Annotated in this window: 20 protein-coding genes, 1 tRNA gene and 1 pseudogene; 4 read left to right on the top strand and 18 right to left on the bottom strand. The window is 73.8% G+C overall.

All coding sequences use genetic code 11. From position 1 onward, the window contains the following. Window positions 1-55: 55 nt before the first annotated feature. Window positions 56-592 carry a bacterial proteasome activator family protein gene (locus ACOV8S_RS26075; protein WP_382556812.1) on the bottom strand — a complete coding sequence of 179 codons (537 nt, stop codon included), beginning with the start codon at window positions 590-592 and terminating at the stop codon, window positions 56-58. A gap of 705 nt (window positions 593-1,297) precedes the next feature. Between ACOV8S_RS26075 and ACOV8S_RS26070 the strand changes: the two genes are divergently transcribed. Continuing rightward, a complete protein-coding gene (locus ACOV8S_RS26070; RefSeq protein ID WP_448320691.1) occupies window positions 1,298-1,501 on the top strand; it encodes a hypothetical protein in 204 nt (67 codons plus the stop codon). A gap of 35 nt (window positions 1,502-1,536) precedes the next feature. On the opposite strand, the gene ACOV8S_RS26065 is transcribed toward ACOV8S_RS26070, so the two are convergent. The 8 genes and pseudogenes from ACOV8S_RS26065 to pdhA all read right to left on the bottom strand — a co-directional run bounded on the left by ACOV8S_RS26065 (window position 1,537) and on the right by pdhA (window position 10,207). After that, complete coding sequence (locus tag ACOV8S_RS26065) at window positions 1,537-2,529, bottom strand: NAD(P)H-quinone oxidoreductase (RefSeq protein ID WP_448320690.1); 993 nt, start codon at window positions 2,527-2,529, stop codon at window positions 1,537-1,539. 97 nt (window positions 2,530-2,626) lie between these two features. After that, entirely contained in the window at window positions 2,627-3,754 is a 1,128-nt protein-coding gene (locus ACOV8S_RS26060) for a potassium channel family protein (protein WP_448320689.1), read from the bottom strand. Next, window positions 3,751-5,190, bottom strand: a complete 1,440-nt coding sequence (locus ACOV8S_RS26055; RefSeq protein ID WP_448320687.1) for a molybdopterin molybdotransferase MoeA — start codon at window positions 5,188-5,190, stop codon at window positions 3,751-3,753. The genes ACOV8S_RS26060 and ACOV8S_RS26055 overlap by 4 nt, the downstream gene beginning before the upstream one ends. Next, the gene (locus ACOV8S_RS26050; RefSeq protein ID WP_448320883.1) at window positions 5,187-6,110 is read right to left on the bottom strand and encodes a DUF6457 domain-containing protein; all 924 of its coding nucleotides are present in this window, start codon (window positions 6,108-6,110) and stop codon (window positions 5,187-5,189) included. Before ACOV8S_RS26050 ends, ACOV8S_RS26055 begins: the two co-directional genes overlap by 4 nt. After that, window positions 6,111-6,362: pseudogene (mobA, locus tag ACOV8S_RS26045) on the bottom strand (molybdenum cofactor guanylyltransferase); the annotation flags it as partial. It lies immediately after the preceding gene. A gap of 139 nt (window positions 6,363-6,501) precedes the next feature. Then, entirely contained in the window at window positions 6,502-8,016 is a 1,515-nt protein-coding gene (locus tag ACOV8S_RS26040; protein ID WP_448320685.1) for a dihydrolipoamide acetyltransferase family protein, read from the bottom strand. Further along, the gene (locus tag ACOV8S_RS26035; RefSeq protein WP_448320683.1) at window positions 8,016-9,053 is read right to left on the bottom strand and encodes an alpha-ketoacid dehydrogenase subunit beta; all 1,038 of its coding nucleotides are present in this window, start codon (window positions 9,051-9,053) and stop codon (window positions 8,016-8,018) included. Before ACOV8S_RS26035 ends, ACOV8S_RS26040 begins: the two co-directional genes overlap by 1 nt. Next, window positions 9,050-10,207 (bottom strand): pyruvate dehydrogenase (acetyl-transferring) E1 component subunit alpha, encoded by a 1,158-nt coding sequence (pdhA, locus tag ACOV8S_RS26030; RefSeq protein ID WP_448320682.1) that lies wholly within the window; start codon window positions 10,205-10,207, stop codon window positions 9,050-9,052. The genes ACOV8S_RS26035 and pdhA overlap by 4 nt, the downstream gene beginning before the upstream one ends. A gap of 187 nt (window positions 10,208-10,394) precedes the next feature. On the opposite strand from pdhA, the gene ACOV8S_RS26025 reads away from it, so the two are divergent. After that, on the top strand, window positions 10,395-11,003 hold the full coding sequence (locus ACOV8S_RS26025; protein WP_448320881.1) for an Lrp/AsnC family transcriptional regulator: 609 nt from the start codon (window positions 10,395-10,397) through the stop codon (window positions 11,001-11,003). Between the two features lie 88 nt (window positions 11,004-11,091). On the opposite strand, the gene ACOV8S_RS26020 is transcribed toward ACOV8S_RS26025, so the two are convergent. Together ACOV8S_RS26020 and ACOV8S_RS26015 are read right to left on the bottom strand one after the other, a co-directional pair. Beyond that, entirely contained in the window at window positions 11,092-11,676 is a 585-nt protein-coding gene (locus tag ACOV8S_RS26020) for a TetR/AcrR family transcriptional regulator (RefSeq protein WP_448320680.1), read from the bottom strand. A gap of 17 nt (window positions 11,677-11,693) precedes the next feature. Further along, window positions 11,694-13,220 carry a 3-hydroxyacyl-CoA dehydrogenase gene (locus ACOV8S_RS26015; protein ID WP_448320679.1) on the bottom strand — a complete coding sequence of 509 codons (1,527 nt, stop codon included), beginning with the start codon at window positions 13,218-13,220 and terminating at the stop codon, window positions 11,694-11,696. A gap of 150 nt (window positions 13,221-13,370) precedes the next feature. Between ACOV8S_RS26015 and paaN the strand changes: the two genes are divergently transcribed. Then, window positions 13,371-15,107 (top strand): phenylacetic acid degradation protein PaaN, encoded by a 1,737-nt coding sequence (paaN, locus tag ACOV8S_RS26010; RefSeq protein WP_448320677.1) that lies wholly within the window; start codon window positions 13,371-13,373, stop codon window positions 15,105-15,107. 10 nt (window positions 15,108-15,117) lie between these two features. Here paaN and ACOV8S_RS26005 read toward each other — a convergent pair whose 3' ends face one another. The 7 genes from ACOV8S_RS26005 to ACOV8S_RS25975 form a co-directional block, all read right to left on the bottom strand. Then, on the bottom strand, window positions 15,118-15,906 hold the full coding sequence (locus ACOV8S_RS26005) for a TrmH family RNA methyltransferase (RefSeq protein ID WP_448320676.1): 789 nt from the start codon (window positions 15,904-15,906) through the stop codon (window positions 15,118-15,120). Between the two features lie 56 nt (window positions 15,907-15,962). Then, complete coding sequence (locus ACOV8S_RS26000) at window positions 15,963-17,435, bottom strand: HTTM domain-containing protein (protein WP_448320674.1); 1,473 nt, start codon at window positions 17,433-17,435, stop codon at window positions 15,963-15,965. Next, complete coding sequence (locus ACOV8S_RS25995; protein ID WP_448320673.1) at window positions 17,432-18,220, bottom strand: DUF5819 family protein; 789 nt, start codon at window positions 18,218-18,220, stop codon at window positions 17,432-17,434. Before ACOV8S_RS25995 ends, ACOV8S_RS26000 begins: the two co-directional genes overlap by 4 nt. Before the next feature lie 183 nt (window positions 18,221-18,403). Then, complete coding sequence (locus ACOV8S_RS25990) at window positions 18,404-18,733, bottom strand: rhodanese-like domain-containing protein (protein WP_448320879.1); 330 nt, start codon at window positions 18,731-18,733, stop codon at window positions 18,404-18,406. Window positions 18,734-18,855: 122 nt separating this feature from the next. Continuing rightward, on the bottom strand, window positions 18,856-19,692 hold the full coding sequence (locus ACOV8S_RS25985; protein ID WP_448320672.1) for a hypothetical protein: 837 nt from the start codon (window positions 19,690-19,692) through the stop codon (window positions 18,856-18,858). A gap of 57 nt (window positions 19,693-19,749) precedes the next feature. Next, window positions 19,750-21,189 (bottom strand): DUF2252 domain-containing protein, encoded by a 1,440-nt coding sequence (locus tag ACOV8S_RS25980; RefSeq protein WP_448320877.1) that lies wholly within the window; start codon window positions 21,187-21,189, stop codon window positions 19,750-19,752. A gap of 221 nt (window positions 21,190-21,410) precedes the next feature. Beyond that, window positions 21,411-21,494 (bottom strand) — tRNA-Leu (locus tag ACOV8S_RS25975). A 699-nt stretch (window positions 21,495-22,193) separates the two neighbouring features. On the opposite strand from ACOV8S_RS25975, the gene ACOV8S_RS25970 reads away from it, so the two are divergent. Beyond that, the coding region (locus tag ACOV8S_RS25970; RefSeq protein ID WP_448320670.1) for a DUF3662 domain-containing protein at window positions 22,194-22,664 on the top strand (471 nt) is incomplete at its 3' end.

Genomic DNA, 22,664 nt, shown 5'->3' with positions numbered 1-22,664 from the left:
CGCTCCGTGAGGAGCGGGGTCGTCGCGCCGGTCGGTCAGACGTGGCCGACCGGGGTCACAGGTAGGGGCCGCCCGAGCGGCCGGTGGCCCGGACGTCGTCCCCGTCCGCGGCGACACCCGGCGGCAGCGCACGGCGCATCTGCTCCAGCTGGGCCCGCGCGGCCATCTGCTGCGCGAAGAGCGTGGTCTGGATCCCGTGGAAGAGCCCTTCCAGCCAGCCCACCAGCTGGGCCTGGGCGATCCGCAGTTCCGCGTCGCTCGGCGTGCCCTCGTCGGTGAACGGCAGCGAGAGCCGCTCCAGCTCGTCGACCAGCTCCGGGGCCAGCCCGTCCTCCAGCTCCTTCACCGAGCTGGCGTGGATCTCCTTCAGGCGCACCCGGCTCGCCTCGTCGAGGGGAGCGGCACGCACCTCCTCCAACAGCTGCTTGATCATGCTGCCGATCCGCATGACCTTCGCGGGCTGCTCCACCTGCTCCGTCACGGGGGTCTCACGGGACTCGTCGTCCCCGCCACCGCCGAGTGCCATGCCGTCCTGGCCCACGACCAGGATCTGCGGGTTCTCGGGCGAGCTCTCGTTCCTCGGCATCTCCATACCGCCATTGTCTCGCACGTGTTGTCCCCACACGATCAATACCGTCCTTGCCCGAAGAGTCTGCTGATCCACCGTCCGGATGTCCCGGGGTGCCGCGGTCAGGGCCGCGTGTGAGGCTGGGACCGTCGTTTCCGGGCTCCGACCCAGCAGGGGGTCATCGGTATGGCCACCCACGGCCGACGGGCACTCGCGTCCGCACTGCTCCTGCCCGGGCTCCTCACTCCCATGCCGGCCGTGGCCGCCGTCGTGACGGCCGCGCCACCCGGGACGCCGTCGCCGAGCGCCGCATCACCGTCGCGGGCGGGCAGCGTGGTGGGCGACGGGCAGGAGCGGCCCGGCCGCAGCGCCTCGCCGACGCCGTCCGCCGCCCCGACCCCGCTTCCGCCGGGACCCACCCGTCCGGCCTCCCCGTCGGGCGCGGTCCCGGGTCCCTCCGTCTCCGCGGGGGTGACGCTGCCGCCCGGGACCACCCCGTCGCCCGGGGCCACCGCCTCCCCCGGGGCCACTGCCTCACCCGGCCACCCGAGTGGTAAGGCCACCCGACGCGGCCGTCCGCCGCATCCGCCCGGAACGACCACGCACCCGGGGGACCGGGAGGAGCCGCCCTCCTCCACCGAGGAACCGGCACCGGAGGAGTCCGCTTCCGAGGGCCCCGTCCCGGCACCGTCCTGGTGGGTCCCCGGGCCCTCCGCCTCCCTCGGCGCGGTGGTTCCCGGCGTCACGCCGCCGGGAACCACGCCGCCCGCCCTGGTCCCGCCGGACGCCGCCGACTCCGGTCCCTCCGGCGACCAGGCCGGAGCCCGCACCGGCTCCGGCACACGCAGCACGGCCCCCCTCGGCGTCGGCCTCATCCTGACCGGCCTCGCCCTGGCCCTGACCTTCCAGGCCCTCCGCCTGCGTCAGTCATGAGCCGCGGACGCGTGGGCCGGTGACCCGCGGACCGGTCACGCGGTCGCGGCAGGGGCGAGGAGGAGGACCTTGCCGATGTGGTCGCTGGACTCCAGGACCCGGTGGCCCTCCCCCGCCTCGGCGAGCGGAACGGCCCGGTCGACCACCGGCCGCACGTGCCCGTCGGCCACCAGCGGCCACACGTGCTCCCGCACCGCCGCCACGATCGCCGCCTTCTCGCTCAGCGGCCGCGCCCGCAACGAGGTCGCACTGACCGCCGCGCGCTTGTTGAGCAGCGTCGCGATGTTCAGCTCGCCCTTGATCCCGCCCTGCATCCCGATGATCGCCAGGCGCCCGTTGACCGCCAGCGCCCGCACGTTGCGGTCGAGGTACTTGGCCCCCATGTTGTCGAGGATGACGTCCGCCCCGGCGCCGTCCGTGGCCTTGGCGATCTCCTCGACGAAGTCCTGCTCGCGGTAGTTGATCAGGATGTCCGCGCCGAGCTCCGCGCAGCGGTCCAGCTTTTCCTGGGTCCCCGCGGTCACCGCCACCTTCGCGCCGACCGCCTTGGCCAGCTGGATCGCCATCGTGCCGATACCGCTGGACCCGCCGTGCACCAGCAGGGTCTCGCCCGGACGCAGACCGGCGACCATGAAGACGTTCGACCAGACCGTGCACGTCACCTCGGGGAGCGCGGCCGCGTCCCGCAGCGACAGCCCCTCCGGCACCGGCAGCAGCTGCCCGGCCGGGACGGCCACCTTCTCGGCGTAACCGCCGCCGGACAGCAGCGCGCACACCTCGTCACCGACGCTCCACCCGGTCACTCCGGGGCCGAGGGCGGCGACCCGGCCGGAGCACTCCAGCCCGGGGTAGGGGGACGCCCCCGGCGGCGGGTCGTAGAACCCCTGCCGCTGCAGCAGGTCGGCGCGGTTGACCGCCGCCGCCACCACCTCGACCAGGACCTCGCCCTCTCCGGGCACTGGGTCCGGCACCTCGGCCCACACCAGCGCCTCGGGTCCGCCCGCCTCGGGAATCGTGATCGCATACATGCGAACGACGCTACTCCTTCACCGCACGAACCCCCAGGCATGCCGGTCCCGGCCTCCGGGGCGGAAGCCGGGAGCGCACCAGGCGGCTCGGCGGCTCTCACGGGCGGTCGATGGTCCCCGACTGCCGGTCCGGGTGCGGCAACGGCCGCATGTCCGGCGCGACCTGGCGTGCCTGCGAGGACCGCACGATGCAGATGACCCGGTCCGCGATCTGCAGCGTGCCGAGCGTCGCGTCGTCGAAGCCGAGGACCCGGTGACCGCGCACCACGCTGATCACCATGTCGTCCAGCTCGCGGGGCTTCTTGCCCACCTCGGCCTTTATGACCGGCCGTTCGGCGATGTCGAGTCCGCTGCCCTGCTGGATGAGGTCCTCCATCACCATGCCGGCGGCCGGACTCAGCACCGACAGGCCCAGCAAACGGCCCGCGGCGCTCGCACTGGTGATGACCGCGTCGGCGCCCGACTGCCGCAGCAGCGGCGCGTTCTCCTCCTCGCGGACCGCCGCCACGATCTTGGCGCCCCGGTTCAGCTGGCGAGCCGTCAGCGTGACCAGGACCGCGGTGTCGTCGCGCTGGGTGGCGATGATGATCTGCCGCGCACGCTGCGTCTCGGCGCGCAACAGCACGTCGCTACGGGTGGCGTCGCCCACCACACCCGCGTACCCCTCGGCGGCGGCGGAGTCGATCGCCTTGGCGCTGGGGTCGACCACCACGATCTGCTCCGCGGGGACACCCGAGGCGCAGACCGTCTGCAGGGCCGAACGGCCCTTGGTGCCGAAGCCGACGACGACGGTGTGGTCCCGCAAGGTGTGCCTCCAGCGGTTCAGGCGCAGTTCTTCCCGCGTGCGCTCGGTGAGCGCCTCGAGGGTGGTGCCGACGAGGATGATCAGGAACACCACGCGCAGGGGCGTGATGACGAGGATGTTGGTCAGCCGGGCGCTGTCGCTGGCCGGGGTGACGTCGCCGTAGCCCGTCGTGGAGAGGGTCACGGTCGCGTAGTAGAAGCTGTCGAGCAGGTCGAGTCCGCCGCCGGCGTTGTCGTTGTAGCCGTCCCGGTCCAGGTAGACCACGAAGGCGGTCGCCACCAGCACGGCCAGGGCCATCAGCAGACGCTTGCCGACCTGGCGAAGAGGGTGCGGCACCTCCTTCTGCGGCAGTTTCACCCGGTAGGTGACCAGCCGTTCGCCCGCCTGTCGGGCGATGGCGTCCTGTCCCGGCAGTTTCACGTGAAACACACTCCAGTTCCGGCGAGCGTCCAGGGGAGGTCCAGGAGCTCGCTTTCGTCTCCCGGCCGCAACCCGCCCGGCGGGATCACGGCGAGGGCGTCGGCCGCCGCCATGCCGCGGAGCATGGCGGGGCCGTTGTAGTGCAGCGGATGGGCCCGGTCCGCGCGCAGCACCACCGGCACCAGCCGGGTGTCGTGCGGATGCCCCTGGACTCCTTCGGCCAGCGGCAGGGCGTAGGGCTCCGGCGCCGGGTGCTCGCCCAGGGCACGCAGCAGCGGCTGGGCGAGGGTCAGCAGGCCGGAGACGGCGGCCAGCGGATTGCCCGGCAGACCGACGAGGTGGCGCCCGTCCCGCAGCCGGGCCAGCAGCATGGGGTGGCCCGGGCGGACCTGGACGCCGTCGACCAGGAGGTCGGCGCCGGTCGCGTGCAGGATCGGGTGGACGTGATCGACCGGGCCGGCCGCGGTGCCGCCGGTGGTGACGATCAGGTCGGCCTCGCTGTCGACGACCGCACGGCGCAACGCCTCGGCGTCGTCACCCAGCCGGCGGACGGCGATGACCTCTGCGCCGAGGACCCGCAGCCACGGCGGAAGCATGGGCCCGAGGGCATCCCGGATCAGCCCGTCACGCGGACGCCCTGCGGTGAGGAGTTCGTCGCCCAGCACCAGGATCTCGACGCACGGCCGGGAGGCGACGGCGAGCGTGTCGTACCCGGCCGCGGCGGCCAGGCCGAGGACCGGCGGGGTGACGGGCGTCCCGGCGGGCAGCAACTGGTCGCCCGAGCGGCACTCCTGACCGCGAAGACGGATGTCCTGGCCGTGTCCCGTCTCCCGCTGGGCGTGCAGGCGGCCGGCCTGGTCGAGGCGGCCGTGCTCGCTCCGCAGCACCGCCGTGGTGTCACGGGGGATCCGGGCGCCGGTGGCGATGGGAGCGGCCTCGCCGTCGGCCAGCGGCGCGGGCTCGGTGTCGCCGGCCAGGACATGGGTCTCCCGCACCTGCCAGGGACCGGGGCCGGCCACGGCCCAGCCGTCCATGGCGGAGGTGTCGAACGGTGGCAGGTCGGTCAACGCGGTGAGCGGCGCGGCCAGCACCAGGCCCAGTGCGGCGTCCAGCGGCACCTGCACGGGCATGCGGATGCGGCGACGCGCGGCACGGGCGGCGTGGCCCGCCCGGTCGGCGACGGCACGCGCCTGCCGCCAGGGCAGACCGGTGTGCCGGTGACAGGTCCGGGCCTCCGACGGATGCGATGCCTCCGCCGGGGGACGCCCCGGGGCGGGCACGCCGGTGGTCCTGCCCTCGTTGACGAGGGTCAGCGCGTCGTGGACGCCGAGGTCGTCGAAGCCGCCGAGACCGCCGTGGCCGCCGTGGCCGCCTGAAGTGTCGGCGGAGACGCCGTCGACGGGCAGGCGGCCCACCGGGTTTCCTGGATCCGTCATCCGGCGTCCGCGGGCGTCGCATCGTCAGCAGCGGTACCGGGCGCGGTGCCGGAAGCGGTGTCCGAGGCGGTCGCCTTCGCGGCGGCGGCCTCGTCGGCCCAGCGCAGGGCGAGGGCGACGGCCTTGCGGGTGGCCTCGGCGACGGCCTCGGGACCACCGCCCGCACGGCCGGCCGCGTAACCCACCAGGAACGTGGTCAGCGGCGCCGCGGGGCGGGCGACACCGTGCGCCGCGTCGCGGGCGAGGTCGAGGAGCAGAGTCTTGTCGACGTCCAGGTCGATGCCCAGCTCGTCCTTGGCTGCGGTGATCCATTCATCCAACACGTGCTCATGCTCCCTGATACGTGCGCGGGCGGCGTCGATGTCGTCCCAGGTGTCGCAGTCGAAGGACGCGGCGGGGTCGCTGATGAGTGTGACCCGAAGCGCCCCGGTCAGTCGTCGCAGGGGCAGCCCGGAGAGGCCGCCGTTCTCCTCGGCGACCGCGGCGAGCACGCGCCGCAGCGGCTCGGCCCGGTAGGCGGCCACCAACGGCTGCCGCCGCCCCTCCCCGTCCACCACCAGCACGGCGTCGCACCCGGCCTCGCCGTCGGCCTGGCTGACAGCCACGCGGGCGCCGCCTTCACGACGGTCCGCTCCACGGGCACGATCCGCTCCACGGGCATGATCCGCTTCACGAGGGCGGTCGGCCTCATGAGGGCAGTCGGCTCCTCGAGGGCGGTCGGCGTCACGAGGGCGGTCGGCATCACCGGCACGGTCGGCTGGGCCAGCCGTACCGGCGGTGCCTGAAGCGTCGGCGGGCTCGGTGCCGGCAGATCGGGTGCCCGCAGCACGGTCGGGCCCAGCGGCCGCAGCCCCGGTGTCCGCGGCGGCAGCCTGGACGGCCCCGCCGGTGTGGGCGACGACGGACGCGGAGGCGGTCAGCGTGCTCACGAGGCGGTGCACGGTGGCGGCGTCGAGGAAGGGGAGGTCGGCGCTGAGGACCACCACGACGTCGGCGGTGGTGAGCTCCAGGCCGGCCCCCAGCGCGGCCACCGGCCCACCGCCGGGCGGGATCTCCCGCGCCCACCGCACCGGCCGCGCCGTGGGCCGGGGGTCGGCCACCACGACGGTGCGCCCGGCGTCGGCGCAGGCGGCCAGGACCCGGTCGAGCAGGGCCCTGCCGCCCACCCGCACACCCGGCTTGTCGGCGCCGCCCAGCCGGCGCGCGGCACCGCCGGCGAGCACCACGGCGTCGAAGCCGTGGTGCCCGTCGCCCCGCACGGCGGGGGAGCTGCTGTGGTCGATCACCCCCCGAGTATGGAGGGCGCCGGGATCACAAGGAACGCAGGAGTACCGCCGGCTGCTCGACGCAGTCGGCCACGTACCGCAGGAACCCGCCCGCGGTCCCGCCGTCGCAGACCCGGTGGTCGAAGGTCAGCGACAGTTGCGTCACCTGACGCACCGCCAACTCGCCCTGGTGCACCCAGGGCTTGGGGGTGATGCGCCCCACACCCAGCATGGCCGCCTCGGGGTGGTTGAGGATCGGGGTCGAACCGTCGACGCCGAACACCCCGTAGTTGTTGAGGGTGAAGGTCGAGCCGGAGAGCTCGGCGGGCCGCAGTCCGCCGGACCGCGCCGACTCGGTGAGCCGCGAGAACTCCGCGGCCAGCGACTCCGCGTCCCGCCGGTGGGCGTCGCGCACCACCGGCACCACCAGCCCCCTCGGGGTCTGCGCGGCGAAGCCGATGTGCACCTCCCCGAACCGCACGATCTCCCGCGCCGCGGTGTCGACCGTGGCGTTGAGCTCCGGGAAGCGGTCGAGGGCGGCGACGCAGATCCTCGCCAGCAGGGCGATCAGCGAGATCTTCGGCCCCGGCCCGGCGTTCATGGCCGCACGGGCGTTCAGCAACTCCGTCGCGTCGGCGTCCACCCAGCAGGTGGCGTCCGGTATCTCGCTCCGGCTCCGGGTGAACTTGTCGGCCGCCGCGCCGAGCAGCCCCCGCAGCGGGATCCGCGTCACACCGGCGCCGGCCGCCGCGGGCGCGTCCACCGGGCGCAGAGGAGACACGGAGGCCTGGCGGGCCTGCGTCTGCTCACGGGACGCCGCGGCGCGCAGCGCGTACTCAACGTCGGCGCGCAGGATCAGGCCCTCGGGGCCGGAACCGGTGATGTCCCGCAGATCCAGGCCGTTGTCCCGGGCGAGGCGGCGCACCAGCGGAGAGATGACCGGGACCGGGCCGTCCTGCGCGGACGCGGCGCCCACGCCGCCCGCGGCCCGCGCCGCCCGGGCGGATGCGGCCGTGCCGTTCACGGAGGCCGGCGCGGAAGCCGCCGTGGCGGCCTCCGCCGGGGCGGACGGCGCCTCGGCCGCCCGTGAACCGGCCGGCTGCGCCGGTGAGGCCTCCGACGGCTGCCGCGGCCGGCCGTGGACCGGGGTCGGCGGGGGGACCCGGCGACGACGGGCCGGCGGCGCCGAGGTGCCGTAGCCGACCAGCACGTTCCCGGAGCCCTCCGCGCCCTCGACGGCCGTGCCGTTCACCGTGCCGACCGCCGTGCCGGAGACGCCGGCGCCGGCCTCGCCCAGGGACAGGTCGCCCGGGACCGCGCCCACCGCGACCGTGATCAGCGGGGCGCCCACCGGAAGGGAGCCCCCTTCCTCGCCGTACCGCGCGGTGACGACCCCGCCGTAAGGGCAGGGCACCTCCACCATCGCCTTGGCCGTCTCGACCTCGACGACGGGCTGGTCGACGGCGACCACGTCGCCGACCTCGACCATCCACTGCACGATCTGGGCCTCGGTCAGCCCTTCGCCCAGGTCGGGCAGCTTGAACTCGAATACCTCGGCCATCAGTCGCCCGCCTCCCACTGCAGCCGTCCCACCGCGTCCAGGATCCTGTCCACGCCGGGCAGGTGATGCCGCTCCGCCATCGGCGGAGGATACGGGATGTCGAATCCGGCGACCCGGAGAACGGGTGCCTCCAGATGGTGGAAGCAGCGCTCGGTGATCCGGGCGGCGATCTCCCCGCCGGGTCCGCCGAAGCCGCCCGACTCGTGCACCACGACCGCGCGGCCGGTGCGCCGCACCTCGGCGCAGACCGTCTCGTCGTCGAACGGCACCAGCGACCGCAGGTCGACCACGCCCAGGTCCCAGCCCTCCGACCTGGCCGCCTCCGCCGCCTCCAGGCAGACCGGCAGCGACGGGCCGTAGGTGATCAGCGTGGCGCTGCGCCCGCTCCGGCGGACCACCGCCCGGCCTATCGGCTCGACCGGGGCCGGGTCCTGAGGGTCCCAGGCGTCCTTGCCCCAGTAGAGCCGCTTGGGCTCGAGGAAGACCACCGGGTCGTCGGAGGCGATGGCCTGCCGCAGCATGCCGTAGGCGTCGGCCACCGTGGCCGGGGTGACCACGTGCAGACCGGGCGTCGCCATGTAGTACGCCTCGGAGGAGTCGCTGTGGTGCTCCACGCCGCCGATGCCTCCGCCGTACGGGACGCGCACGGTGATCGGCAGGGGCATCGCGCCCCGGGTGCGGTTGCGCATCTTCGCGACGTGCGAGATCAGCTGCTCGAAGGCCGGATAGGCGAAGGCGTCGAACTGCATCTCGACCACCGGCCGCAGCCCGTACATGGCCATGCCGACGGCGGTGCCGAGGATGCCCGCCTCGGCGAGCGGGGTGTCGGTGCACCGGTGGTCGCCGAACTCGGCCGCGAGGCCGTCGGTTATCCGGAAAACGCCGCCCAGGGTGCCCACGTCCTCGCCGAGGACGTGGACGGACGGGTCCTCGGCCATGGAGTCCCGCAGGGCCCGGTTGAGCGCCTGCGCCATGGCGGTCTGCTGGACCGCCACGGCGCTGTCGACGGCGGTACCGAGAGAGGTGCCGGTGGTCATCGGGCCGTGCCTTCCTGCTTCGGGTGCGCCTCGGCCTCCAGCTCGGCCCGCAGCATCTCCTGCTGCTCCCGCAGCTGGGGCGTGGGCTCGGCGTAGACGTGCGCGAAGAGTTCCATGGGGTCGATCTCGGGGTCCTGGTTCATCCGGGCCCGCAGGTCGGCGGCCATCGCCTCGGCGTCCTCGCGGACGGCGCCGATCGCGTCCTCGTCCAGCACGCCGCGCGCGGTCAGCTCCCGCTCGAGCAGCAGCACCGGGTCGTGGTCGCGCCAGGCGTCCACCTCGGCGGACTCGCGGTAGCGGGTGGCGTCGTCGGCGTTGGTGTGGGCGTCCAGGCGGTAGGTGATCGCCTCCACCAGCACGGGGCCGTTGCCCTCCCGGGCGTGCCGGACGGCCTCGCTCAGGACCTGGTGCACGGCGACGGCGTCGTTCCCGTCCACGAGCCGGCCCGGTATGCCGTACCCGACGGCCTTGTGGGCCAGGGAGGGGGCGGCAGACTGCTTGGCCAGCGGGACGGAGATGGCGAAGCCGTTGTTCTGCACCAGGAAGACGACGGGGGCCCGCCAGACGGCGGCGAAGTTGAGCGCCTCGTGGAAGTCGCCCTCGCTGGTGCCGCCGTCGCCGATCATGGCGAGGGCGACGACGTCGTCACCCTTGAGGCGGGCGGCGTGGGCCAGTCCGACCGCGTGCGGCAGCTGGGTGGCCAGCGGGGTGCTCAGCGGGGCGACCCGGTGGGCGTAGGGGTCGTAGCCGGTGTGCCGGTCACCGCGCAGCAGGGTCAGCGCCTCCACCGGGTCGACGCCGCGGCCTACCACGGCGAGGGTGTCCCGGTAGCTGGGGAAGAGCCAGTCCTGGTCGGCGAGGACCATGGCGGCGGCCACCTCGCAGGCCTCCTGGCCGGTGCTGGACGGGTAGACGGCGAGGCGGCCCTGCTTGGTCAGCGCGGTGGCCTGGGCGTTGTAGCGGCGGCCGCGCACCACCTCGGCGTACAGGCGGCGCAGCAGGCCGGGATCGGCCGCGGCGGCCTCGTCGGCGGCAGGCGTCCCCAGGACGCGGTAGGGCTCGGCGTCGGGCAGCAGGGGCGCGGGGTCCGTGCGCGGCTGCCAGGCGGGCGGCGGGGCGGGGCGGTAGGTGTCCCGCTGCTCCATCACCGTCATGACGGCACCTCCTCGTGGGAGTGGCTACGAGGACGCCGGGTGTGACGCACCTCACCTACCGATTGTTCGGTCGTTGGCGAATTTTGGCTACAGGCGGCGTCAGCCTGTGGACAAACGGTTCTCCACAGCCTGAGATGGAGGCACGGTGTCCAGGGGAGGGAGGCGGGGAAGCATGCGACCTGAACAAATGGCCGACGGCCCGGAGAAGGGTGTCGTGCCGGCGCCCTCCGGCGCCCGCCCGCTGCCACCTCCCAGGGTGCTGGACGCCATCGACCAGGACATCCTCGGAATGCTCCAGAAGGACGGCCGCGCGTCCATCCGGTCGGTGGCCGAACGGGTGCACGTCTCCCGGGCCAACGCCTACGCGCGGATCAACCGGCTGATCGAGGACGGCGTGATCCGCGGCTTCGGCGCCCGGATCGACCACGAACGGGCGGGTCAGGGCACCTCCGCCTACATCACCCTGAAGATCGTCCAGAACTCCTGGCGCACGGTGCGCGAGCGGCTGAGAGCCCTGCCGGGGGCCTCGCACCTGGCACTGGTCGGAGGCGACTTCGACGTGCTGATGCTGGTGCACGCGCCCGACAACCGGGCACTGCGCGAGCTGGTGCTCACCCGGCTGCACTCCATGCCGGAGGTGCTCTCCACCCGGACCCTGCTGGTCTTCGAGGTCGAGGACATCGAGACCCCCGACGGCACGGCCGGCACGGACGGCCCGCGGCGCGCGGAGGCCCCGGACATCCCCGGGAGCCGGGGCGTCCCGGGTACCACCGGCGCCGCGGGCAGCCCGGTCTGAGCCACGTCCGTCACCGGACCTCCCGGAGCCGCTCCCGGAGCCGGTCCACCGGCCGCCGAGGGGGCGGCGGGCCCCGGGGAGCCCGCCGTCAGCCCCGCAGGCCCGTGAGGACCAGCCGGACCACCGCGTCGGCGATCTCGCGGCGCGCGCCCGTGCCGCCGTCCGGGCGGTACCACTCGACGATCGAGTTGATCATGCCGAAGACGAGGCGGGTGGCCAGCCGCACCTCGATGTCGCCCCGTACGTCGCCCTCCGCCGCGGCGTTCCTCAGCAGGTCCGCGACCCGGTGGTCGAACTCGCGCCGCCGCTCCAGCGCCCACCGCTCGGTGCCGGTGTTGCCGCGCACCCGCAGCAGCAACGTCACGTAGGGCAGCTCCGCCATCAGCACCTCGACCATCCGCCGCACCACGTACTCCAGGCGGTCGGCCGCGCCGCCCTCCTTGGCCTGCGGCTCGTCGAGGATGCCGAAGAGACCCTCCAGCGCCCGGCTCACCGCCCGCCGGAGCAGCTCCTCCTTGCCGGAGACGTGGTGGTAGATCGACGACTTGGAGATCCCGGCCGCCTTGGCCAGGTGCTCCATCGACGTGCCGTCGTACCCGCGCTCGTTGAAGACCTGGACGGCCACCTGCAGCAGCGAGTCCGGCGTGTAGGTGTCCCGCTTGGGCGTGGTCATGGCAGCGACTCCCCCCGTCACTTCGCCGCGGCGAAGGCGTGCCGCAGCAACGCCAGGGACGGGGCGCAGCGACCGGACGGTTCCCGCTCGTGCACCGCGTCGAGGACGCCGTACGCCCAGTCGTCGCCGAGCCGGCGGCTCCACTCGAAGGGGCCCAGGGGGTAGTTGACGCCCAGCCGCATGGCCGTGTCGACGTCCTCCTCGCCGGCCACCCCGCGCGCCACCGCGTCGAAGGCGAGGTCGATGATCCGGGCGACCGTGCGCGCCACGATCATGCCGGGGACGTCGCCGACGACGCTGACCTTCTTGCCCAGCGCCTGGAACAGGCCCACCGCCTCGGCGAGGGTCTCCGGCGAGGTGACCGGGGAGGCCGCCAGTGCGATCCGGGTGGCCGCCCGGTAGTCCAGGGCCAGGTCGAAGGAGACCAGGTCGGGCCCGTACTCGCCGACCGTCTCGCCGTCCGCGAGGACCAGCGTGCCGCCGCCCGGCAGCACAAGACGGCCCTTCTCCTCGCCCTCCGCGGCGAACCCCTCGTCCTCGACGCGCAGGTCGACGCCGGACTCCCGGATCAGCTCCACGAGACCGGACGCCGGACCAAGCTCACCCAGAAGGGTGACGTGGCCGGGCGCCTGCTCCGGGGCGGCGGTGTGCGGCTCCGGCCGCCCGGCGCCCTCTTCACCCCCATGGGGGAACCAGCCGTGGCCGGACTTGCGCCCGAGCCGTCCCGACTCGACCAGACGGCGCTGGGCGAGCGAGGGCCGGAAGCGCACGTCCTGGAAGAAGGACTCCCACACCGAGCGGGTGACCGCCTCGTTGACGTCCTGGCCGATCAGGTCGGTGAGCTCGAAGGCGCCCATCCGGAAGCCGCCGCTCTCGCGCAGCACCGCGTCGATGGTTGCCGGGTCGGCGGCGCCGAGCTCGTACAGCTCGAAGGCCTCCGCGTAGAACGGCCGGGCGATCCGGTTGACGACGAAGCCGGGCTGGTCGGCGCAGGACACCGGGGTCCTGCCCCAGGCGCGCACCGTCTCCAGCGCCCGCCCCGCGGCCCCGGGGTCGGTGGCAAAGCCGGAGACGACCTCGACCAGCGGCATCAGCGGCGCCGGGTTGAAGAAGTGCAGTCCGACGAACCGGCCGGGCAGGCGCAGCGCGCCCCCGATGGCCGTGACGGAGAGGGAGGAGGTGTTGGTGGCCAGCAGGCACTCCTCGCCGACCACCTCCTCGAGCTCGCGGAACAGCTGCTGCTTGACGTCGAGGCGCTCCAGGACCGCCTCCACCACCAGGCCGCATCCGGCGAGGTCGGAGAGGGCGACGGCGGGCGTCAGCCGGTCCCGGGCGGCGTCGCGGTCGGCGGCGGAGAGACGGCCCTTCTCGACGAGCCGGTCCAGACGGGCCACGATCGCGGCCGCCGCCTCGCCGGCCCGGCGGGGGGCGGCGTCGTGAAGCCGGACGGGGTGTCCGGCGACCAGTGCGACCTGGGCGATGCCCTGGCCCATGGTGCCGGTACCGACTACTGCCACGGGGCTTTTCAGGTCGAGTGCTGTCATGAGCGCGATCCTCCCGCACGGGGTTTTCCACAGGCGCGGCGGACCCCCTTGTCCCGACCGATCGTTCGGTTACTCTAGCCCTGTCCTTCTGTTCCTGCCCAGCGTGCCGGTTCGACGAGGAGCCGGTCCGAGGAGGAGGTGGGTCCACCCATGGCCACCGCACCGACCGCGCACGTCCCCGCCACGTCCCCGTCCGCCGACGGCGGCCTGACCGCCGCCGAGCTGACCGACCGCCACCAGGCGACGCTCGACCAGGCTCTGGAGGCGATCACGACCCGCGCCTACTGGTCGCCCCACCCCGAGCACCCCAAGGCCTACGGGGAGAACGGCACGCAGTCCGCCGAGGAGGGCCGGGCCGCCTTCCAGTCGCTGCTGAACCGCCCCTTCGAGCTCGACCAGCCGGGCACCGACGAGCTGGTCGGCGGCGAGGTGTCCCCCTACGGCATCGAGCTGGGCGTCACCTACCCCCACCCGGACATCGACGTGCTGCTCCCGGCGATGCGGGCGGGCATGCGCGGCTGGCGCGAGGCCGGCCCCCGGCTGCGGGCCCTGGTCTGCCTCGAGATCCTCCGGCGGATCAACGCCCGCACCCACGAGTTCGCGCACGCGGTCATGCACACCAGCGGCCAGGCCTTCGTCATGGCCCTGCAGGCCGGCGGACCGCACGCGCAGGACCGCGGCCTGGAGGCGGTCGCCTACGCCTACCAGGAGCAGACCCGGGTCCCGCAGATCGCGGACTGGAGCAAGCCGCAGGGCAAGCGCGACCCGCTCCAGCTCACCAAGGAGTTCACGGCCGTCCCGCGCGGCGTCGCGCTGATGATCGGCTGCAACACCTTCCCCACCTGGAACGGCTTCCCCGGTCTCTTCGCCTCGCTGGCCACCGGCAACCCCGTCCTGGTCAAGCCGCACCCGCGGGCCGTGCTGCCGCTGGCCCTCACCGTCAGCGTCGCGCGCGAGGTGCTCGCCGAGGCCGGCTTCGAGCCGAACCTGGTCGCGCTGGCCGCCGAGCGGCCGGGCGAGGGCCTGGCGAAGACGCTGGCGGTGCGCCCGGAGATCCGCATCATCGACTACACCGGCTCCACGTCCTTCGGCGACTGGCTGGAGACCACCGCCCGCCAGGCGCAGGTCTACACCGAGAAGGCCGGCGTCAACACGGTGGTGATCGAGTCGGCCGCCGACTACCGCGGCATGCTCTCCAACCTGGCCTTCTCCCTCTCCCTGTACAGCGGCCAGATGTGCACCACCCCGCAGAACCTGCTGATCCCCCGGGACGGCATCGACACCGACCAGGGCCACCGCACCTTCGAGGAGGTGACGGCCGACCTGGCCGCCGCCGTCTCCAAGCTGCTGGGCGACGACGCCCGGGCGGCGGGGCTGCTCGGCGCGATCGTCAACCCGGACGTGAAGGCGCGCCTGGAGGCGGCCGCCGAGCTGGGCGAGGTCGTGCTCCCCTCGCGCGAGATCGTGCACCCGGACTTCCCCGACGCGGTGGTGCGCACGCCGGTCATGGTCCGCCTCGACGCGGCCAAGTCCGAGGAGGACCCGGCCTACCTGGAGGAGTGCTTCGGCCCCGTCTCCTTCGCCGTCGCCGTCGACTCGGCCGCCGACGCCGTGGAGCTGCTGCGACGCACGATCCGGGAGAAGGGCGCGATGACGGTCGCCGCCTGGACCACGAACGCCGAGGTGGAGCAGGCCGTCGAGGAGGTCTGCCTGGAGGAGTGCGCCCAGCTCTCCCTCAACCTGACCGGCGGGGTCTTCGTGAACCAGACGGCCGCCTTCTCCGACTTCCACGGCTCGGGCGGCAACCCGGCGGCCAACGCGGCGCTGTGCGACGCCGCCTTCGTCGCCAACCGCTTCCGCACGGTGGAGGTCCGCCGGGAGGCGTAGCCGCGGCCGGTCAGTCCTCCGCGGGTGTCCCGGTCGCGGCCGGGGCGCCGGCGGGGGACTGCGAGCTCCAGTGGTAGAGCGTCATCGCCACGCTGGTCGCCAGGTTGTAGCTGGACACCTGCGGACGCATCGGCAGGGACAGCAGCCGGTCGGCCCTGCCGCGCAGCTCGGGCGTGAGCCCGCTGCGCTCGGACCCGAAGGCCAGCACCGCGTCGTCCGGCAGCCGGACCCCGCGGATGTCCTCGCCCTCCGCGTCCAGGGCGAACACCGGCCCGGGCGGCAGGTCCGTCACGTCCAGCCGCTCCACGACGGTGGCGAAGTGCAGCCCGGCCCCGCCGCGCACCACGTTGGGGTGCCAGGGGTCGAGCGGCCCCGTGGTGACCACGCCGGTCGCCCCGAACCCGGCGGCCAGCCGGACCACCGCTCCGGCGTTGCCCAGGTTGCGGGGCTGGTCCAGCACCACGACAGGAGCGCTGCGGGGGAGCGAACCCAGGCTCCGCAGCGCCGCCCCACGGTCCGGGCGCTCGGCCAGCGCCGCCACGCCGGTGGGGTGCGGGCGGGGGACCAGCTGCCGGTAGGCCGCCTCGTCGACCTCGGTCAGCAGCCCGCCCAGCACCTCGCGCACGTCCGGGGCCAGCTCCTCGGCGAGGGCGAGCGCCGCGGCCCGATCCGTCGCGACGGCCAGCGGCACCTCGGCCCCGAAGCGGAGGGCGTGCTTGAGCGCGTGGAATCCGTCCAGGAGGACGGCGCCGTCGGCGAGGGAGCGCCAGGCACGCGTGATGTCGGGAAAGGCGGTCACGGACCGAAGCCTAGGCGGCCCGACCACTCCCGATCACTTCCGCGCGGAGGCGTCCGTCACGGCCGGTGGCCCGCCGCCCCTGGAGGTGTCGGCCCGGAGGCGTCGGTGCCACGGGCGCCGGTCCCCGCCGCGTCCGCACCCGGGACGCCGTCCTCGGAGGCGGCAGGTCCCGCGCCGTCCGCGCCCAACTCCCCACCATGCTCCCCGCCGCGCTTCCCAGCGGGTTCCGCACCGGGCTCCGCCTTCTCCGCGGCCCACCTCGGGCCGCCTTGAGCAGGCACCCACGCGGCCCCGGCACCGGCCGGTCCCGCCGCTGCCGACGCCGTCGCCACCGCGGGACCACCCTGGCCGCCCTGGCCGCCGTGGCCACCCCGGCCGCCCGGCCGGAACCGGCCGGCCAGTCGCCCGGCGGCGTCACCCACCCGCCGCAGGAAGGTGGTCGGCAGGAACACCGAGTCGGCCACGATCATCGCCATCGAGAAGAACGGCAGTCCCAGCACGACCGCGATCGCCAGGTGCTCGGTAATCATCAGGGCCAGCAGGACGTTCTTCACCCTGCGGTTGAAGAGGGTGAACGGGAAGGCCACCTGCACGGCCACCGTGCCGTACGTGATCAGCATGACCATCGTGGCGTTGGACGCCAGCAGGTCCGCCAGCCCCGGCCACGGCGAGAAGTAGTCCAGGTGCAGCGGATAGTGCAGCGCCGTGCCGTCCTGCCAGCGCGAGCCCTGGATCTTGTACCAGCCCGCCGTCGCGTAGATCAGGCAGGCCTCGGCCATGATCACCAGCAGCGCAGTGTTGTGGACGACGTTGCCCACCACATCGAACAGCGCGCGCACGTCCGACCGCGGGGCGACCTGCCCGACGAGCCACCACACGCCCAACGCGATCCACGTCGTCCACAGCAGCACCGGGGCGACCGGATCGGGGTCCGAGCCGCCCAGCAGCGGCCCTGACGTTGACAGGGTCCCCAGGCCCAGCGTCAGCCCGGACAGGGCCCACAGCACCGGGCCCACCACATCGGCGCGCTCGCGCGGGTCACCGCCCTCTTCCCTGCGCCGTGCCCGGCGGGCGTCCAGCGACCAGACCTGTCCGCACCGGGTGAACACCAGGTAGACGGCCATCAGGTGGATCACGTTGTCGCCGCCGTCGCCCATGAAGACGCTGCGGTTCTGCAGCGAGAGCACGCCCACCATGAACAGGACGGACATGGTGCGGGTGCGCCAGCCCAGCGCCAGCAGCAGGCTCGCCAGGACGGCGAAGAGGTAGACGGCCTCGAACCACAGCTGCGAGTCGGTCCACAGCAGCACCGTGAAGGCGCCGTTGTCCGACACCAGCCGCTCGCCGAGTTCCCAGCTCCACGGGCTGTCGGGCCCGTACAGCTCGTGCCGGTGGGGGAACTCACGGAGCAGGAACAACAGCCAGGTGGCGGCGAAGCCTATGCGTATCACCGCGCTCTGGTACGGACCGAGCGCGGAGTCGGTGACCCTGGAGACCAGCTTCCCGAGAGTGAGCGCCGAGCGGTTCACCGGGCGCCTCCCCGGGCCTTGCCGGACGCGGCGAACCCGTCGGAACGTCCGGACTCCTCGGCGGCGGCGTCGGACTCCTCGGCGTCGGACTCGTCGGGGACGAGCCACCAGGGAAGGACCCGGTAGCTCGGTTCGGTCGACACCTTCTCACCGCTCCAGGCCGGCGGCCGCACCTGCAGGGTCCGGGAACGTATCTGTATCCGCTCGACCTCGGCCCCGTGGGCGCGGCCCAGCCGCATCACCACGATGCGCCGCAGGTACTCCTCGGACATCCGGCCGCGTGATCCCACCGGACGGTTCTCCTCGTCGTGCGAGGAGGTGAAGAAGTCCCAGGCGCGGCGGAGCTCGTTCTGCTGGGTGTGGCTGGGGGCCGGGTTGCCGTCGATGGCACGGCCGTCCTCCGCGGAGAGGTCGGTCCAGCCCACCGAGCGGATGCGACCGTCCTGGGTGCGTATCTCCGCCCGAACCTGCACCGCGATGTTCTGCTGCAGCGGGTTGGGGGCGAAGAGCTTCCAGTTCTGCTCGAACTCGGGGTAGACCCACTTGTCGATCGTCTCGACGTGCTGCTTGCTGAGCGTGTTCGACGGCGCGAGATGCAGGAAGACCATGCCCAGGTGGACGCAGGCGATACCCGCCACCGCCGCCAGCGCCACGGCCGCGGCGATCCGGCAGGGAAGGCCCAGCGCGGCCACTCCGGTCGGGGCATCCGTCTCCTCGGGTGGAGACCCGCCCTCATGTGCTTCCATTCGCGCCCCGTCTCGCCCGTCCCGGTTGTTCGCACGCACCGTACTGAGTCCCGGCGACCCCGGCACACCCTTGTGGACAACAGGGCTGCAAGAGCTCCCGGGTTTTCCACAGCGGTGGACACCCTACGGCCCGCCGTACGGGGCGGGCGGGGCCACTCCGCCTCCCGGTATCGAGGGCCGGAAGGCGGCGCGGGGAACGGGACGGGGCGTCGAGGACGCGCCTCAGACGACCTGCCCCGGCTTGCCCTCGTCGTCCACCACCGGCCGTCCCGCGGCGGCCCAGGCGCCCATGCCGCCGTCCACGTTCGCGGCGTCGAGGCCCTGCTGCACGAGGTACATGGTCACCTGCGCGGACCGTCCGCCGGAGCGGCAGATCACGTTCACCCGGCCGTCCTGCGGCGCGGCCTCGGTGAGCTCGCCGTAGCGGGCCACGAACTCGCTCATCGGGATGTGCAGCGCCCCGGCGGCGTGACCTGCCCGCCACTCGTCGTCCTCCCGGACGTCCAGCAGGAAGTCGCCGTCCGCGAGGTCCGTGACCTGCACCGTGGGCACACCAGCTCCAAAGTTCATGCGCCCGACGCTACCCGACCGCGCCCCGGCGCCCGGCCGGCCCACTCGCCCCGCTGACCGGCCGCCCCCGCCGCCCGGTGCCGGGCTGTCGCTCCGGTACCCGGCTACCCCTGGTGCAGCGCCGCCAGCTCGGCCTCGCGTTCGGCGATCTCGCCGGCCAGCTTGCCGGCGATGTCGTCCAGCAGCCCGTCCGGGTCGTCCGGAGCCAGCCGCAGCATGGAGGCGATGGCGCTCTCCTCCAGCTTGCCCGCCAGCTCGGTCAGCAGCTCCTTGCGGGCCGCCAGCCACTCCAGACGGTCGTACAGCTCGTCGGCGGGGGTGGGACGCCGCTCGGGCACCGGCCCGGCCGCCCACTCCTCCTGCAGCGCGAGCAGCTTCTTCTCGTCACCCAGGGCGTAGGCCGCGTTCACCCGGGAGATGAACTCGTCACGCCGCTTGCGCTCACCCTCGTCCTGCGCGAGGTCCGGGTGGGATGCGCGGACCAGCTCGCGGTAGAGGCGGCGGGCCTCCTCGCCCGGCCGGACGCGCGGCGGCGGCTGCACGCTGCGTTCGGTGAGCATCGCCACGGACTCCGGGAACAGCCCCTGTCCGTCCATCCAGCCGTGCAGCAGCTCCTCGACGCCGGGGATGGGCGTCAGACGGGCCCGCGCCTCCTGGGCGCGGCGCACGTCCTCCGGGTCGCCGGTGCGGGCGGCGCGCGCCTCGGCGATCAGGGCCTCCAGCTCCTCCAGCCGCGCGTACAGCGGGCCGAGTCGCTGCTCGTGCAGCCGGGAGAAGTTCTCGATCTCGACGCGGAAGGTCTCCACGGCGATCTCGAACTCGATCAGCGCCTTCTCGGCGGCCATGACGGCGCGCTCCAGACGCTCCTCGGGGCGGGGAGGGGCTCCGGCGGAGCCCTCCGAGGGCTCGGGCGGGGTCCGGTCAGCATCCGGGGTGGTCATCCGCCCAGCGTAGGCCACCGGCCAAGTCCCGTACCTTCCAAGGCGATCAAGGACCGGTCACACTCCCGTCTCGGCCTCGATCCGCCCCGACCGCACGGCGGCCACCAGATCGGCGTGGTCGGCCTCGGTGCGGTCGGCGTAGGCCACCGCGAAGGACGCCACGGCCTCGTCCAGCTCCCCGTTCTTGCCGCAGTAGCCGGTCAGCAGCCGCGGGTCGGCGCTGTGACTGTGCGCACGGGCCAGCAGCGCTCCGGTCATCCGGGCGTAGTCGTCGATCTGGCCGGCCGGCAGCGCCGCGGGGTCCACGCTTCCCTTGCGGTTGCGGAACTGACGCACCTGGTAGTCCCGCCCCTCGACCGTCGTCCAGCCGAGCAGGAAGTCGCTCACCACCTGCATGTGGCGCTGCCCCAGCACCACCCTGCGGCCCTCGTGCTCCACCGGAGGTGTGGCGATTCCCACCGTCGCCAGGTGCGGCAGCAGCGCCGACGGCCTGGCCTCCTTCACCTGGAGGACGAGGGGCTCCCCCCGGTGGTCCAGCAGCAGCACCACGTAGGAGCGGGTGCCGACGCTGCCCGTGCCCACCACCCGGAACGCCACGTCGTGCACCGCGTACCGGGCCAGCAGCGGCAGCCGGTCCTCCGGCAGGGTCGCGGTCCAGCTCTCCAGCGACAGGGCGACCGCCGCGGCCTCCGCGTCCGGCACCCGCCGCAGCACCGGGGGCGCCTCCACGAAGCGCCGCCCGCCGTCCGGGCCCTTCTCGGTGGACCTGGCGGCGAAGCGGCCGCTGGTGTTGGAGCGCGCCTTCGCGGACACCTTCTCCAGCGTGCCGAGCAGGTCACGGGCGTCGGCGTGCGACACGAGCCGCTCGTCCGCGATGGCGTTCCACGCCTCGGCGGCGGGCATCTTCGCCAGCACCCGCAGGGTGCGCCGGTAGGAGCCCGCGGCGTCCAGGGCCGCCTTGCGGCACTCGTCCTCGTCCGCGCCCGCCTCCCGCCCCGCGAGGACCAGCGAGGTGGCGAGCCGCTTCAGGTCCCACTCCCAGGGGCCCCGCACCGTCTCGTCGAAGTCGTTGAGGTCGATCACCAGGCCGCCGCGGACGTCGCCGTACAGGCCGAAGTTGGCGGCGTGGGCGTCACCGCAGATCTGTGCCGTGACTCCTGTCACAGGGGTGCGGGCCAGGTCGTACGCCATGAGGCCGGCCGTCCCGCGCAGGAAGGCGAACGGGCTCGCGGCCATCCGCCCCACCCGCAGCGGGGTCAGGCGGGGTATGCGGCCCCGGCCGGACTCCTCGACGGCCGTGAGCGCGTCGGGCCGGCCGGGGTCGATGTCGAGGCGGGCGTGGTCCGCGCGGGGCGTCGACCGGCGCAGTGCCTTTCCGCGCGCCTTGGCGCCGGCTCCGCCACCGGCCCCCGTGCGGGGCGCGAACCCCCGCACCACGGGCAGCCGCGGAAGGCCGCCGTCCGGCGCCCGGCCACCCCGGCGCTGCCCGGGCGGCACAGCCGCACGTATCCCCGTCTCCACCCCGGTACCGGCCACCGGACCGCCTCCCCCGCGCCGACCGACAAGCGACTGGCGCCGACGTTATCCCCGTCACCGTCCGGACGACAGAGCGGGGCGGCCACCGGGAAGAACGGGAGGAGGGGTGAGAGCGGGAAAGAGGGGAGGGGACAACGAGAAACGGCCGCCATCGTTTTCACGATGACGACCGTTCGTCGTTGTGCGCGAGGGGGGAGTTGAACCCCCACGCCCTTGCGGGCACTGGAACCTGAATCCAGCGCGTCTGCCTATTCCGCCACCCGCGCATTGGGTGCGCCTTCCGGTCCGGCCCCTTTCGGCGCCGCGCCTTCCGACATGCAGAACATTAGCACGCCCCGTGGGGTGGATTCACATCCCTTTCCGTCCATGATCGCCAGTCGCTTCCCGGCCGTCTCCGCACCCCGGCACGGGCGGCCTCCGCACATCCGGGCCCGGCCCGGGACGCCGTTCGGACAGCCCGTCCGCACCGCGCGGGCGCCCCACGAGCACCCCACGGGCACCGCGCCCGAGGGGTGGGCCGGCCCCGCGCCGGGCCGGCTTCGGCACCCCGCCACTGTGTTCCTGTCCACAGCCCCACCCACCAGCCATACAGGCTGGTTTACGTATCAACCTTGTACCGGTCCGCGCACTCCTCCCCCGAGAGGAGACCGGTCCGTCCACAGGTGCGGGACACTGGTCGTGGGCCGCCCGTACGATCCTGGGACGGCGCCCGGCGGCGACGACGAACAGCAGGAAGCGGGAAGACCCGCCGAGCAAGTTCGAAGGCGTACTTCGCAGGGAACCTTCGCAGTCAGCACACCCGGCCGAAGGGGCCGGAGGTGAGGACAGCCCGGTGGCCACACTTGGGCCGACAGGGGGAACCAGGCGATTCACGGCCGCGTGGATACGATCAGTAAGCAGTACCGCGAGCAGTACCCCGGCCGGTACACCCGGTACGGCAAGGACAGGGACGGAGGAGGTGCCCCATGGGAGTCCTGAAGAAGTTCGAGCAGCGTCTCGAAGGTCTGGTCAACGGCACCTTCGCCAAGGTGTTCAAGGCCGAGGTCCAGCCCGTGGAGATCGCCGGAGCGCTGCAGCGCGAGTGCGACAACAACGCCACGATCTGGAACCGCGACCGCACCGTCGTGCCCAACGACTTCATCGTGGAACTCAGCACACCCGACTACGAGCGGCTGAGCCCCTACTCGGGGCAGCTGGGCGACGAACTGGCCGGAATGGTGCGTGACTACGCCAAGCACCAGCGGTACACGTTCATGGGCCCGATCAAGGTCCACCTGTCCAAGGCCGACGACCTGGACACCGGGCTCTACCGGGTCCGCAGCCGCACCCTGGCGGGATCCACGGACCAGCAGGGCGCCCCGCCGCACCCGAACGCCGCCGGCGGCCCTGCCGCCCCGGGCGGCTACGGCTACCCGGGCCGGCCCGCGGCCGGGCCC

This window comes from Streptomyces sp. CO7 (genome assembly GCF_053474865.1).
The sequence above is the reverse complement of the archived record's forward strand: the minus strand, read 5'-3'. Positions and strand labels throughout refer to the sequence as shown.

Bases quoted from the DNA above. Each gene is read 5' to 3' on its own strand.
- ACOV8S_RS26055 (WP_448320687.1), bottom strand. From the start codon at position 5,190: ATGACGGATCCAGGAAACCCGGTGGGCCGCCTGCCCGTCGACGGCGTC.
- ACOV8S_RS26075 (WP_382556812.1), bottom strand. From the start codon at position 592: ATGGAGATGCCGAGGAACGAGAGCTCGCCCGAGAACCCGCAGATCCTG.
- ACOV8S_RS26025 (WP_448320881.1), top strand. From the start codon at position 10,395: ATGGCCGACGGCCCGGAGAAGGGTGTCGTGCCGGCGCCCTCCGGCGCC.
- ACOV8S_RS26065 (WP_448320690.1), bottom strand. From the start codon at position 2,529: ATGTATGCGATCACGATTCCCGAGGCGGGCGGACCCGAGGCGCTGGTG.
- ACOV8S_RS25985 (WP_448320672.1), bottom strand. From the start codon at position 19,692: ATGACCACCCCGGATGCTGACCGGACCCCGCCCGAGCCCTCGGAGGGC.
- pdhA (WP_448320682.1), bottom strand. From the start codon at position 10,207: ATGACGGTGATGGAGCAGCGGGACACCTACCGCCCCGCCCCGCCGCCC.
- ACOV8S_RS26040 (WP_448320685.1), bottom strand. From the start codon at position 8,016: ATGGCCGAGGTATTCGAGTTCAAGCTGCCCGACCTGGGCGAAGGGCTG.
- ACOV8S_RS26035 (WP_448320683.1), bottom strand. From the start codon at position 9,053: ATGACCACCGGCACCTCTCTCGGTACCGCCGTCGACAGCGCCGTGGCG.
- paaN (WP_448320677.1), top strand. From the start codon at position 13,371: ATGGCCACCGCACCGACCGCGCACGTCCCCGCCACGTCCCCGTCCGCC.
- ACOV8S_RS26015 (WP_448320679.1), bottom strand. From the start codon at position 13,220: ATGACAGCACTCGACCTGAAAAGCCCCGTGGCAGTAGTCGGTACCGGC.
- ACOV8S_RS26020 (WP_448320680.1), bottom strand. From the start codon at position 11,676: ATGACCACGCCCAAGCGGGACACCTACACGCCGGACTCGCTGCTGCAG.